The 13,142-nt window shown below is 62.6% G+C and carries 11 protein-coding genes; 9 read left to right on the plus strand and 2 right to left on the minus strand.

All coding sequences use genetic code 11. The features are described 5' to 3' along the window. Position 1: 1 nt before the first annotated feature. Positions 2-931 (minus strand): UDP-glucose 4-epimerase family protein, encoded by a 930-nt coding sequence (locus tag BS629_RS17955; protein WP_018242858.1) that lies wholly within the window; start codon positions 929-931, stop codon positions 2-4. A gap of 114 nt (positions 932-1,045) precedes the next feature. Next, positions 1,046-2,359: an MFS transporter gene (locus BS629_RS17960; RefSeq protein WP_026188470.1), complete on the minus strand. Its 1,314-nt coding sequence runs from the start codon at positions 2,357-2,359 to the stop codon at positions 1,046-1,048. A 195-nt stretch (positions 2,360-2,554) separates the two neighbouring features. On the opposite strand from BS629_RS17960, the gene aqpZ reads away from it, so the two are divergent. The 9 genes from aqpZ to BS629_RS18005 all read left to right on the plus strand — a co-directional run bounded on the left by aqpZ (position 2,555) and on the right by BS629_RS18005 (position 13,135). Beyond that, on the plus strand, positions 2,555-3,265 hold the full coding sequence (gene aqpZ, locus BS629_RS17965) for an aquaporin Z (RefSeq protein WP_261315896.1): 711 nt from the start codon (positions 2,555-2,557) through the stop codon (positions 3,263-3,265). Between the two features lie 273 nt (positions 3,266-3,538). Next, positions 3,539-4,465 carry a D-alanine--D-alanine ligase gene (locus BS629_RS17970; protein ID WP_018242855.1) on the plus strand — a complete coding sequence of 309 codons (927 nt, stop codon included), beginning with the start codon at positions 3,539-3,541 and terminating at the stop codon, positions 4,463-4,465. Further along, positions 4,453-5,385, plus strand: coding sequence for a cell division protein FtsQ/DivIB (locus BS629_RS17975; RefSeq protein ID WP_018242854.1), 933 nt, complete (start codon positions 4,453-4,455; stop codon positions 5,383-5,385). Before BS629_RS17970 ends, BS629_RS17975 begins: the two co-directional genes overlap by 13 nt. Further along, positions 5,382-6,713, plus strand: coding sequence for a cell division protein FtsA (gene ftsA / locus BS629_RS17980; protein WP_003561012.1), 1,332 nt, complete (start codon positions 5,382-5,384; stop codon positions 6,711-6,713). Before BS629_RS17975 ends, ftsA begins: the two co-directional genes overlap by 4 nt. A gap of 55 nt (positions 6,714-6,768) precedes the next feature. Then, the gene (gene ftsZ / locus BS629_RS17985; RefSeq protein WP_018242853.1) at positions 6,769-8,484 is read left to right on the plus strand and encodes a cell division protein FtsZ; all 1,716 of its coding nucleotides are present in this window, start codon (positions 6,769-6,771) and stop codon (positions 8,482-8,484) included. A gap of 261 nt (positions 8,485-8,745) precedes the next feature. After that, positions 8,746-9,702, plus strand: coding sequence for a UDP-3-O-acyl-N-acetylglucosamine deacetylase (lpxC, locus tag BS629_RS17990; RefSeq protein WP_018242852.1), 957 nt, complete (start codon positions 8,746-8,748; stop codon positions 9,700-9,702). 257 nt (positions 9,703-9,959) lie between these two features. Further along, positions 9,960-10,829: an outer membrane protein assembly factor BamD gene (locus BS629_RS17995; protein WP_018242851.1), complete on the plus strand. Its 870-nt coding sequence runs from the start codon at positions 9,960-9,962 to the stop codon at positions 10,827-10,829. A 5-nt stretch (positions 10,830-10,834) separates the two neighbouring features. Beyond that, complete coding sequence (recN, locus tag BS629_RS18000) at positions 10,835-12,508, plus strand: DNA repair protein RecN (protein WP_018242850.1); 1,674 nt, start codon at positions 10,835-10,837, stop codon at positions 12,506-12,508. A gap of 99 nt (positions 12,509-12,607) precedes the next feature. Beyond that, positions 12,608-13,135: a DUF6886 family protein gene (locus tag BS629_RS18005; RefSeq protein WP_018242849.1), complete on the plus strand. Its 528-nt coding sequence runs from the start codon at positions 12,608-12,610 to the stop codon at positions 13,133-13,135. Positions 13,136-13,142 lie beyond the last annotated feature (7 nt).

Genomic DNA, 13,142 nt, shown 5'->3' on the forward strand with positions numbered 1-13,142 from the left:
GTTACTTCACCGCAAGCTTCAGGCCTTCGCGCGGCGTGACCAGGGGCGACCAGCCAAGCACGTCGCGGGCACGGGATATGTCGACCTGGAGGGAGCCACAAAGACGTTGGAAGACGGCGTCCTTTCCCGTGACTCTCGCGCCCATCTGCAACAAGGCGGGGGGAAAGGGGAGCAGCATCGGTTTGACACCCAGCCCTGCGGCAATCCCTTCAATAAGCCCTGGAGTCGAAAGGTCTTCTCCATCGCCTGCGAGAAAGGTCTCGCCGGCTGCGCCGGGATGCTTCATCGCGGTGATGATCAGATCGATGAGATTTGGAAGCGCGACCAGTGTTCGGCGGTTCTTCAGCGACGCGAAGGGGAGCGGTATCCTCTTCCGGACAAGTCCGACGAGCAGGGCGAAATTGCCCCTCGCACCGGGTCCATAGACGAGCGGCGGGCGAATGACGACGACCTCCATGCCTGTTCGGGCGGCGATTTCACGCAGCCCGATTTCAGTTTCCAGCTTCGAGATGCCATAGGGATCGATCGGCATTGGCGTATCGTCGTGCCGGAAGGGCCGATCGTTCTCCTCACCATTGACCTTGATGCTGCTGATGAAGACGAACCTTTTTACGCCCGCGCGGGCGGCCTGCTCGGCGAGGTTCAAGGTGGCGGCGGTGTTGATCCGACGAAATTCCGCAAGCGGATCGGCTGCGCGGTCGTTCATGATGTGAACACGAGCGGCGAGATGGACGATGACATCAATACCCTCGAGAGCCGCTGTCCAATCGGTTTCGCTTGTTATCTCAATGGGGAAATGCCGCACAGATGTCGGGAAGCTGGCGGTTGCAGATCGCGTCGTCACCACAAGCTCGCATATCCGCTCTCCGTGCAGTCTTTCGACGAGAGGCCCACCGACAAAGCCGGCTGCGCCGGTAATGAGGCATCGCATGATCTGTTCCCCGTTTTGCCGTGAGTGTTCCGGTTAACCGGAAGTGCTCACGGCATCAATAAAAAAGCCGCGACGGTGGCCGTCGCGGCTTGTTGTTGACTTGCTACTCGAGGTTCAGACTTCCTCGCGGCCCGACAGCCGGATGCAGACCAGCGAGATCACCGCCGAGGCGGCGAGGTAGTAGCCGACATAGTCGAGGCTGTAATGGGTGGCGAGCCAGGTGGCGATATAAGGAGCGAGCGAGGCGCCGAAGATGCCACCCAGATTGAAGGTCATAGAGGCGCCGGTGTAGCGCACCATGGTCGGGAAGGGCGCGGCAAGGGCAGCGCCGATCGGACCGTAGGTGAAGCCCATCAAGGCGAGGCCGATGATCGAGCACAGGAAGGCGCCTGTGAGACCGCTGGTCAACAGCGTTGCGTAGAAGAAGCCGAAGATCGCGATGGCAATCGTCGTCAGCGTCAGGATGGTGCGGCGCGAATAGAGATCGGAGAGCCAGCCGGAGAGCGGGATCGTCAGGCCGAAGAAGACGACGCCGACAAGCTGGACGACCAGAAACTGTTCTCTCGTATAACCGAGCCCACCCCTTTCCAAGGGTGTCGTTCCCCAGGAGAGCGTGAAGACCGTCATGAGGTAGAACAGCACGAAGGTCGCGACGGCAATGAAGGTGCCGAGGATCAGGCTGCGCAGATGACCGCGGAAGACCACCTCGATCGGCACGGCGACGCGCTCGTGCTTTTCGACGGCTTTGCGGAATTCCGGCGTCTCGGCAATCTTCAGCCGGACATAGAGGCCGACGGCGACGAGGGCGAGGCTGGCGATGAAGGGAATGCGCCATCCATAGTCGAGGAAATCCTCGTTGCTCATCGTTTCCGCCAGGATGAGGAAGAAGCCGGAGGAAAGGATGAAGCCGATCGGCGCGCCGAGCTGCGGGAACATGGCGTACCAGCTGCGCTTGCCGGGAGGAGCGTTTTCGGTGGCAAGCAGGACGGCGCCGCCCCATTCGCCGCCGAGGCCGAGGCCCTGACCGAAGCGGCAAAGCGCCAGCAATAGCGGCGCGGCGATGCCGATCGCATCATAGCCTGGCAGCATGCCGATCAAGACGGTCGAAAGCCCCATCGTCATCAGCGCGGCGACGAGCGTCGCCTTACGGCCGATGCGATCGCCGAAATGACCGAACACCACGGCGCCGATGGGGCGGGCGAAGAAGGCGATCGAGAAAGTGACGAGCGACTGCAGCGTTGCGGCGTTCGAATCGCTTGCCGGGAAGAAGAGATGCGGGAAGACGAGGACGGCTGCCGTCGCATAGACGTAGAAGTCAAAGAATTCGATGGTGGTGCCGACAAGGCTGGCGATGAGGACGCGAGCCGGGGAATTGACTTGCGCGCTGTTCGAGGCAGGAGTCGGCGATGCGGAGATCGCGTCTGTCATTTTCAATCCAATCAGTATTTTTATGAATCGCCTTGGGAGGCCGGCGGGTCTTAACGCAATTTCAGGCCTGAGAAAACGTCTCCTTGCGCCGCAGGTACCGCATCTCCACCCGCTTCTCGATCCTTGCGTGAAGCTTGCCGCGGCAATGTCCGCGCGCTTGACCGGAATCGAATTGTAACGGATTCACTTAAACTCTTGGTTGAGGTTAAGGAGGCGCGCATGCAAAAGAGTCTAGTTGCCGAGTTTCTCGGCACGTTCTGGCTGGTCTTCGGCGGATGCGGCAGCGCCGTGCTGGCCGCGGCCTATCCCGAGCTTGGGATCGGTTTTGTCGGCGTGGCCTTTGCGTTCGGTCTGACGGTGCTCACCATGGCCTATGCCGTGGGCGGCATCTCAGGCGGTCATTTCAATCCCGCCGTCTCGCTTGGCCTTACGGTTGCCGGCCGGTTTCCGGCGGCGCGTCTCGTTCCCTATGTCGTCGCGCAGGTTGTCGGCGCCGTCGCCGCGGCGGCGCTGCTTTATCTCATCGCCAGCGGCAAGGCGGGTTTCGAACTCGGCGGCTTTGCCGCCAACGGATATGGCGATCATTCTCCGGGCGGTTATTCACTGCTTTCGGCGCTGCTGATCGAAGTGCTGCTGACCATGTTCTTCCTGATCATCATCCTGGGATCGACCAGCAGCCGGGTGCCTGCCGGCTTCGCGCCGCTTGCTATCGGCCTCGGACTGACGCTGATCCATCTCGTTTCTGTCCCCGTGACGAACACCTCGGTCAATCCGGCGCGTTCCACCGGCCAGGCGCTTTTCGTCGGCGGCTGGGCGCTGCAGCAGCTCTGGCTGTTCTGGATTGCGCCGCTTGCGGGTGGGGCGCTTGGCGGACTCGTCTGGAAATTCCTCGACGACGCCGACTGACTACAGGACATCGAACTATCCCATTGAGCCCGCGCGGTTTTTCCGCGCGGGCATTTCTGTTTCCACGGAACGATGGGCACCTTCGCTCCGACACTCCCGAAGACGCGAAGGTTAAAAAATCATGGGCGCGGCAACATGGAGTTAACGAAAGTAAACACTTCATTAACCATAATGATGCTCTAATGCACCCAGGTCGGACAAAGGCCTGAAACGGCGCAGACAGCTTCGCGCAAGCGTCGATTTCGAAAATGAAAGTTATTTTTGGGGGTGTTGATGAGTCGCAAGCATGTCGCTGTCCTGATGGGCGGATTTTCCTCGGAAAGGCCCGTCAGCCTTTCCTCGGGAAAGGCTTGCGCAGAAGCCCTCGAGGCGGAAGGCTTCGACGTGACGCGCATCGACGTGGCGCGCGACGTTTCCGAGAAACTTGCCGCGCTGAAACCCGATGTCGTCTTCAATGCGCTTCACGGCCCGTTCGGCGAGGACGGCACTATTCAGGGCATCCTCGAATATCTCGAAATCCCCTATACGCATTCGGGCGTGCTTGCCTCGGCGCTGGCGATGGACAAGGCCAAGGCGAAGCGTGTCGCTGCTGCCGCCGGCATTCCGGTCGCCGAATCGCAGGTGGTCAACCGTTTCGCCTTTCCCTCGACGCATCCGATGAAGCCGCCCTATGTGGTGAAGCCCGTCCGCGAGGGGTCGAGCTTCGGCGTCGTCATCGTCACGGAAGATCAGGCGCATCCGCCACAGATCGTCAGCTCGCCCGAGTGGCGTTACGGCGAGGAGGTGATCGTCGAGCGCTATGTTTACGGTCGCGAGCTCACCTGCGGTGTCATGGGCGAAACGCCGCTCGGCGTCACGGAAGTGGTGCCGCAGGGACACAATTTTTATGATTACGACTCCAAGTATGCGGCGGGCGGTTCAAAACACGTCATCCCGGCGAAAATTTCACCGAATATTTACCAAAAAATACAAACATTGTCCCTAAGGGCGCATCAGGCAATCGGTTGTCGCGGCGTCAGTCGGTCCGACTTTCGTTACGACGATCGTTTCTCCGAAGACGGCGAAATCATCTGGCTGGAGGTCAATACCCAGCCAGGTATGACCCCAACCTCGCTCGTGCCCGAAATGGCCGGTCATGCCGGCTATTCGTTTGGTCAGTTTCTCCGGTGGATGGTGGAGGACGCGTCTTGTTTGCGTTGACAGTCAAGAGGATTGGGCGCCCCAGCCATCATGCCGTGCTTCCGATCATGGAAGCCGAAGAGCGGTTCGTGCTGCCGCGTCCACTGCGCCGCGTCACGCGCTTCCTGATCAGCCTCTGCAGCGGCCGTATCCATATTCCTGTTCATACGGGCACGGTCTCGGCGCTCGCCTTCCTGGCTGCGACGGGGTTTTACGGTATGTCGCTTGGCGGCCACACCGAAGCTGTCGCGCAGGCGACGACGACGGCGGCGGGTTTTGCGATCGAGGACGTCAAGGTCTCCGGCAATTCGGAGACCTCCGAAATCGAGATCCTGCAGCTGATCGGCCTTGACGGCACGACCTCGCTGGTGGCCCTCGACGTCGATGCCGCCCGCCGGAAGATCGCGCATCTTCCCTGGGTCGAAAGTGTCGAGGTCCGCAAGATCTATCCGAAAACGATCGAGGTGAAGCTCAAGGAGCGCCAGGCCTATGCGATCTGGCAGCACGGGCAGGAGCTTTCCCTGATCGAGAAGAACGGCAGCGTCATTGCGCCGCTGCGCGACAACAAGTTTTCGGCGCTGCCGCTCGTCGTCGGCCGCGATGCCGAAACGGCGGCGGCTTCGCTCGACGACGCCTTCTCGAAGTGGCCCGACGTGAAGGCCCGCGTGAAGGCCTATGTCTGGATATCAGGCCGTCGCTGGGACCTGCACATGGACAATGGCGTCGTCGTCAAGCTGCCGGAAGATGGCATCGACCAGGCACTGGCGACGCTTTCGAAGTTCGACAAGGAGCACCAACTCCTGGAGCGGGACATTGCCGCAGTCGATCTCCGACTGTCCGACAGAACCGCCATCCAGCTGACGCCGGAGGCGGCGGTCCGCAGGCAGACGGCGGTGACGGAGCGTACGAAAGAATTGAAGAAGGCGGGGCAAAATATATGAGCTTGTTCGGTTCATCCCATTTCGGATTACCGCGCCTGAAGCCGCTTTCGTCGAAGCGGTCACATGTCGTTTCGGTGCTCGACATCGGCTCGACCAAAGTCGTCTGCATGATCGGCCGGCTGACGCCGCGCGAGGAAAGCCAGATCCTGCCGGGTCGCACGCACAATATCGAGATCATCGGCATCGGCCACCAGCGTTCCCGCGGCATCAAGACCGGCGTGATTGCCGATCTCGACGCGCTGGAAGGCGTCATCCGCCTTGCAGTCGACGCGGCGGAGCGCATGGCGGGACTGACCGTCGAGAGCCTGATCGTCAACCTGACGGCTGGCCGGCTTGGCAGCGACATCTACACCGCGACGATCGATCTCGGCGGCCAGGAAGTAGAGCTCAACGATCTGAAGAAGGTGCTGTCGGCCGCTTGCCAGCAGTCGCTGCGCCAGGACCGTTCGGTGCTGCATTCGCTGGCGACCGGCTTCTCGCTCGACGGCGAGCGCGGCATCCGCGATCCGCTGGCGATGTATGGCGATGCGCTCGGCGTCGACATGCATGTGGTGACGGCGGAGCGCTCGGCGCTGAAGAACCTCGAACTCAGCGTCAATCGTGCGCATCTGTCGGTCGAGGGCATCGTCGCCACGCCCTATGCATCGGGTCTTGCAGCTCTCGTCGACGACGAGGTCGAACTCGGCTGCGCGGCGATCGACATGGGCGGCGGCACGACGACGATCTCGGTCTTTGCCGAGGGCAAGCTCGTTCATACGGACGCCGTCGGCCTCGGCGGCCATCACGTCACCACCGACCTGGCGCGCGGCCTTTCGACCCGCATCGAGGATGCGGAGCGGCTGAAGGTCGTGCATGCCTCGGCGCTTTCGAATTCCTCCGACGAGCGCGAGCTGATCTCGATCCCGCCGATCGGCGAGGACGATCGCGACCAGCCGTCGCAGGTGCCGCGGGCACTGGTTTCGCGCATCGTGTCGGCCCGAATCGAGGAGACGATGGAACTGATCCGCGACCGTATCCAGCGCTCAGGCTTCAGCCCGATCGTCGGCAAGCGTGTCGTGCTGACCGGCGGGGCGAGCCAGTTGACCGGCCTTGCCGACGTGGCGCGGCGCATCCTTGCCCGCAACGTCCGCATCGGCCGTCCGATGGGCGTCTCGGGGCTGCCGACGGCTGCCAAGGGTCCGGCCTTTTCGACGGCCGTCGGCCTGATGATTTATCCGCAGGTCGCGGACATGGAGACACATGCGTCACAGAGCGGTCTGCTCATGTCGCTTGGAGGAAATAACAGCCGCATAGCCCGCATGGGCCAGTGGCTGAAGGAAAGTTTCTGAAATTGAGTAATTGGCCGGCGTGGCGATGCGGCCAGAGAGAGAAGGAACAGGTACCATGACCATCAAGCTGCAAAAGCCTGACATCACAGAGCTGAAGCCGCGCATCACCGTGTTCGGCGTTGGCGGCGGTGGCGGCAATGCCGTCAACAACATGATCACCGCCGGCCTCCAGGGCGTCGACTTCGTCGTCGCCAACACGGATGCGCAGGCGCTGACGATGACGAAGGCTGAGCGCATCATCCAGCTCGGCGTCAACGTCACCGAAGGCCTCGGTGCCGGCTCGCAGCCGGAAGTCGGCCGCGCGGCCGCCGAGGAGTGCATCGACGAGATCGTCGATCACCTGAGCGGCACGCATATGTGCTTCGTCACCGCCGGCATGGGCGGCGGCACCGGCACGGGCGCTGCGCCCGTTGTCGCGCAGGCGGCCCGCAACAAGGGCATCCTGACGGTCGGCGTCGTCACCAAGCCGTTCCATTTCGAAGGCGGGCGCCGCATGCGTCTGGCCGAGATGGGCATCCAGGAACTGCAGAAGTCTGTCGATACGCTGATCGTCATTCCGAACCAGAACCTCTTCCGCATTGCCAACGACAAGACGACCTTCGCCGATGCCTTCGCCATGGCCGACCAGGTTCTCTATTCGGGCGTTGCCTGCATCACCGACCTGATGGTTAAGGAAGGCCTGATCAACCTCGACTTCGCCGACGTCCGCTCGGTGATGCGCGAAATGGGCCGCGCGATGATGGGCACCGGCGAAGCCTCCGGCTCCGGCCGAGCGCTGCAGGCAGCAGAGGCTGCGATCGCCAACCCGCTGCTCGACGAAACCTCGATGAAGGGCGCCCAAGGGTTGCTGATCTCCATCACCGGCGGTCGCGACCTCACCCTCTTCGAAGTCGACGAAGCCGCGACCCGCATCCGCGAGGAAGTCGATCCTGACGCCAACATCATCCTCGGCGCCACCTTCGACGAATCGCTCGAAGGCATCATCCGTGTCTCGGTCGTCGCAACCGGCATCGACCGGGCGATGAACGAAGCCGCCGAGCGGAACCTCCAGCCGGCAGCAAGGCCCGCTATCCGTCCCTCCGCGGCTGTTGCTCCGGCAGCGGCCGCAGTTCAGCCTGCCCCCGTGATGCAGGCACCGAAGGCCATGGATCCGATCGCGCAGACCATCCGCGAAGCCGAGATGGAACGCGAGCTCGAAATTCCGGCCCCGCGGGCTGCCGCACCGCTGCAGCAGCCCGTAGTACAGCAGGAAACCTTCCGTCCGCAGAGCAAGATCTTCGCGCCTGCACCGGAAGCTCCGGCAATGCGTCCGGCCCCGGTGCAGCAGCAGGCTCCGGCGCCTGTCATGAGCCCTGTCATAAGCCAGCCGGTTCAGCAGCAGCCGGTCCGGCAGGAGCCGACCATCCGCCAGGCGCCCGAACCGGTGCGCATGCCGAAGGTCGAGGATTTCCCGCCGGTCGTCCAGGCCGAACTCGACCACCGCACGCAGCCGGCTTCCGCGCATGCGGCGGAGGAGCGCGGTCCGATGGGCCTGCTCAAGCGAATCACCAATTCGCTTGGCCGCCGCGACGACGACGCCGTTGCCGCCGATATGACCGCCGCACCGCCGGCCGCTTCGCAGCAACGCCGTCCGCTGTCGCCTGAGGCAAGCCTCTACGCACCGCGTCGCGGCAATCTCGACGACCAGGGCCGGGCAGTTCCGCAGGCCCGGATGATGCAGGAAGACGACCAGCTGGAAATCCCGGCATTCCTGCGTCGCCAGTCGAATTGAGTGCGTGCTTCGGCACCGTTCATGCCCGGGATCAAGGTCCCGGGCATTGCTGTTTTTCAGCCCGTGATTCGCGAGCAATTTCAATTGCGTGACTTCGTAACAAAGCGAAAGAAACAGTGATTTGGATTGGAGCGCCGGCGCACGTAAGTATGGTGCAAGGAAACTGCACTAGGAGACCTTTCGACAGGCTCCTTGTGCAGAATGAACGATGACCGTGCCGATCGGACAGACCGCCGGTACGGAAGAATAAAGGCAGAATTTATGGCAATTGGCTTGCTGGGTTTTCAAACGACGGTATCGCGTCCGGTGACGCTTTCGGGCATCGGGGTGCATTCGGGCGCTAACGTCTCGATCACCCTGAACCCGGCCGAATCGGACACCGGCGTCATTTTCCAGCGCCTGCATGACAATGGCGACATCACCGAACTGAAGGCCGTCTCCTCGCAGGTCGGCAATACCGACCTCTGCACAGTCCTCGGCTTCTCTCCCGCCCATTCGGTCGCGACGATCGAGCATGTCATGGCCGCCGTCTATGCGCTCGGCCTCGACAATGTGGTGATCGAAGTGCAGGGCTCCGAAATGCCGATCATGGACGGCAGCTCGCTGCCCTTCGTTGAGGCGATCGAGCAGGTCGGTCTCGTCTCGCTCGGCGTCAAGCGCCGCTATATCCGTATCACCAAGCCGGTGCGGATCGAGCATGGCGGCTCCTGGAGCGAATTCCGCCCCTATGACGGTACGCGCTTCGAAGTCGAGATCGATTTCGACTGCCCGCTGATCGGCCGGCAGAAGTGGGCCGGTGACATGACCGCCGCCGTCTTCAAGGCCGAGCTTTCCCGCGCCCGCACCTTCGGGTTCATGCGCGATGTCGAGCGCCTCTGGGCGTCGGGCCATGCGCTCGGCTCCTCGCTTGAAAATTCCGTCGTCATCTCGGACGACAACACCGTCATCAACGTCGAAGGGCTGCGTTACGCCAAGGATGAATTCGTCCGCCACAAGACGCTCGATGCCGTCGGCGATCTGTCGCTTGCCGGTGTCCAGTTCATCGGTTGCTACCGTTCCTATCGCGGCGGTCACAAGATGAATGCCAATGCGCTGAAGGCGCTGCTCGCCGATCCCTCCGCCTACGAGGTTGTGGAGACGTCGACGCCGCGCCAGCGTGTCGCTGCCCGCGAACTGATTGCAGTCAGCGCTGCGGAATTCGCTCCCTGGTCGGCATGACCTCCAGCATATTCTCAAGACCAGGCCGCCTCTTTCCCGGAGGCGGTTTTTTTATGTCCGGCCATGTCTGCGGCAATAGACCGATGCTTGGCCGCCACAGGTCGGGAAGAAGTTGAAAAGCCGATCATTCTGCGGCTGCTGCCACAAAAATGCGTTAATGCCTTATCATTGCGTTGCTCTTGATGCACATTTGTGGCTAGAAACGCCAGCGAGGCGTGGCTGCCGTGGAGAGAGCGGCAGCAGTGGGGTTCTTTCGAATGGGTTATGCAGGATCTGAAGGTATGATGAAGACAGCGCGCGCTTTGTTCGCATCGCTTCTGGTGCTCAGCGCAGGCGCCTCGATCTCCGGTTGCCAGTCGGATCCCGACATCGACATCACCAAGCTCGGTCTCGAAACCGATCCGCCTGACGTGCTCTACACCCAGGGTCTTGCCAATATGAAGGCCGGCAACATGGCGGAAGCGGCGCGCAAGTTCGACGCGATCGACCGCGAAAACCCGTTCTCCGAATGGGCGCGCAAGGCGCTTGTGATGAGCACCTTCGTCAAATACCGCCAAGGCCGTTTGGACGATGCGCTTGCATCAGGCAACCGCTACATGTCGCAATATCCGAAGTCCCAGGACGCTGCCTATGTGCAGTATCTCATCGGTCTCACCTATTCCAAGCAGATCGTCGACGTGACGCAAGACCAGCGCGCCTCGGCCAAGACGATCGAGGCGATGCAGGCCGTCATCGACAACTATCCGAACTCCGAATATGTCGACGACGCACAGGCCAAGATCCGCTTTGCGCGCGACCAGCTCGCCGGCAAGGAAATGCAGATCGGCCGCTACTACATGGAGCGGAAGGAATATCTCGCCGCGATCTCGCGCTTCCGCATCGTCGTCGAGAAATATCCGAATACGAACCAGATCGAAGAGGCCTTAGCGCGTCTCGTCGAAGCTTATTACTCCATGGGCATCGTCGACGAGGCGCAGACAGCCGCTGCCGTTCTCGGTCACAATTACCCCGACAGCCAGTGGTATGCTGATTCCTACAAGCTGCTGCAGAGCGGCGGTGCCGAGCCGCGTGAAAACAAGGGCTCGTGGATCGCAGCAGCGGGCAAGAAACTTCTTCTCGGTTCCTGAGGCCAATGCTGATCCAGCTTTCGATCCGCGATATCGTCCTGATCGAGCGGCTGGATCTTGCCTTCGAGACCGGCCTCTCCGTGCTGACGGGCGAGACCGGGGCGGGCAAATCCATCCTGCTCGACAGCCTGTCGTTGGCGCTCGGTGGGCGCGGCGACGGCGACCTGGTGCGCCATGGCGAGGATAAGGGCCAGGTGACGGCGGTGTTCGACGTTGGCATGGAACATGGCGCCCGCATACTCCTGCGTGAAAATGGCATCGACGACGAGGGCGACCTGATTTTCCGCCGCCAGCAATCGGCGGACGGGCGCACCAAAGCCTATGTCAACGACCAGCCGGTCAGCGTGCAGCTGATGCGCCAGGCCGGGCAGATGCTGGTTGAAATCCATGGACAGCACGACGATCGCGCCCTTGTCGACACCAATGCCCACCGCACCCTGCTCGATGCCTTCGCCGGCCTCACCGACGAGGTTTCAGAGGTCTCCAGGCTCTATCGGCTGTGGCGCGACAGCGAGCGGACGCTGAAGAAGCACCGGGAGAAGGTGGAAAGCGCGGCGCGCGAAGCCGACTACCTGCGCTCGTCGGTCGAGGAACTCGAGAAGCTCTCGCCGCAGGATGGCGAGGAGGAAGAGCTCGCCGATCGCCGGCAGAAGATGATGAAGGCCGAGCGAATCGCCGGCGATATCGCCGAGGCGTCCGAATTCCTGAACGGCAATGCCTCGCCGGTGCCCCATATCGCCTCGCTGGTGCGCCGGCTGGAGCGTAAGAGCCATGAGGCGCCGGGACTGCTCGAAGACACCGTGACGCTGCTCGATGCCGCGCTCGATCAGCTTTCCAACGCGCAGATGGAAGTCGAGACGGCACTCCGCAAGACCGAATACGATCCGAGAGAGCTGGAGCGGGTGGAAGAGCGGCTTTTCGCGCTCAGGGCCGCCTCGCGCAAATATTCCGTTCCCGTCACCGAACTGCCGGCGCTTGCCGTGCGCATGATCGCCGATCTTGCCGATCTCGACGCGGGCGAGGAGCGGCTTGCGCGGCTCGAAGCCGAGGTTGGCCTGGCGCGGGAAAATTACGATGCGGCGGCACGCTCGCTATCCGACAAGCGTCATCATGCCGGCACCGCACTGGCTGCGGCTGTCATGGCCGAGCTGCCGGCGCTGAAGCTCGAACGGGCCCGTTTCATGGTCGAGATCAGCACGGATGCGGGGGAGGCGGCGGCCGAAGGCATCGACGTCGTCGAGTTCCATGTTCAGACCAATCCGGGCACGCGGCCGGGCTCGATCATGAAGGTCGCTTCGGGCGGCGAACTCTCGCGTTTCCTGCTGGCGCTGAAGGTGGCGCTCGCCGATCGCGGATCGGCCCCGACGCTGGTCTTCGACGAAATCGATACCGGCGTCGGCGGTGCGGTGGCCGATGCGATCGGCCAGCGACTGAAGCGGCTCTCTGAGCGGGTGCAGGTGCTGTCGGTTACGCATGCGCCGCAGGTCGCGGCACGGGCCGCCACGCATCTCTTAATCTCCAAGGGGCCGGTGGCCGACGGTTCGGAAAAGATCGCCACGCGCGTCGCGACGATGGCGCAGAAGGACCGCACGGAGGAGATCGCCCGTATGCTGGCCGGGGCTTCGGTGACCGAAGAGGCGAGGGCGGCGGCGAAGCGGCTGCTTGCCGGCAACGGCTGATTTTTCTTCCGACGTTCTTTCTGCCCGGGCCGGCGGGATGACAATCACCGCGCATAGCGATATGCGCTGAAGCTTCCGGATCGGCGGCGAGCTCAAGCCATGCGACTTTTCCATTTCAGCGACGATCCCGGTATAGTAGCGTTCGAACCGCGCCCGGTTCGCATTCCCTCCGCCCGCGCGCCCGGCCGGGAATGGCTGAACGGTCCGCTCGTCTGGGCGATCGATGCCGATCATGACTTTATGTATCTCTTTCCGCGTGACTGCCCCCGCATCCTGATATGGGCGAAACCCGAGACGCTGGAGACGGAGCGGCGGCACTGGCTCGGCGACTGGCGCGCCGTCGCCTACGCCGAGCGTCATTGGCTGGAAAGGCTCGAAGCGGAGACGATCCACCGTTATGAGCTGCCGACTGAGGGCTTCGAGAATCTGGATGATGCGGGCATGTGGGTGGCCCGCAGACGCGTTGTTCCCACCGAGCGCGCCGCCATCTCGCGGCTCGACCGGGAGTTTGCGCCGCGCGGCGTGGAGCTCAGGGTGGTCGATAGCTTGCAGCCGTTGAAGAGCCTCCGGAACACCGGCCTGCATGTCAGCGGCATCCGGCTGCGCAATGCCAGGGATTGGGAATAGGCCGGGC

Source organism: Rhizobium leguminosarum bv. viciae USDA 2370, assembly GCF_002008365.1.
Lineage (GTDB): Bacteria > Pseudomonadota > Alphaproteobacteria > Rhizobiales > Rhizobiaceae > Rhizobium > Rhizobium leguminosarum.

Excerpts from the sequence above, each read along its gene's own strand:
- BS629_RS17955 (WP_018242858.1), bottom strand. The coding sequence starts at position 931 with ATGCGATGCCTCATTACCGGCGCAGCCGGCTTTGTCGGTGGGCCTCTC.
- BS629_RS17960 (WP_026188470.1), bottom strand. The coding sequence starts at position 2,359 with ATGACAGACGCGATCTCCGCATCGCCGACTCCTGCCTCGAACAGCGCG.
- BS629_RS17970 (WP_018242855.1), top strand. The coding sequence starts at position 3,539 with ATGAGTCGCAAGCATGTCGCTGTCCTGATGGGCGGATTTTCCTCGGAA.
- ftsA (WP_003561012.1), top strand. The coding sequence starts at position 5,382 with ATGAGCTTGTTCGGTTCATCCCATTTCGGATTACCGCGCCTGAAGCCG.
- ftsZ (WP_018242853.1), top strand. The coding sequence starts at position 6,769 with ATGACCATCAAGCTGCAAAAGCCTGACATCACAGAGCTGAAGCCGCGC.
- lpxC (WP_018242852.1), top strand. The coding sequence starts at position 8,746 with ATGGCAATTGGCTTGCTGGGTTTTCAAACGACGGTATCGCGTCCGGTG.
- BS629_RS17995 (WP_018242851.1), top strand. The coding sequence starts at position 9,960 with ATGGGTTATGCAGGATCTGAAGGTATGATGAAGACAGCGCGCGCTTTG.
- recN (WP_018242850.1), top strand. The coding sequence starts at position 10,835 with ATGCTGATCCAGCTTTCGATCCGCGATATCGTCCTGATCGAGCGGCTG.
- BS629_RS18005 (WP_018242849.1), top strand. The coding sequence starts at position 12,608 with ATGCGACTTTTCCATTTCAGCGACGATCCCGGTATAGTAGCGTTCGAA.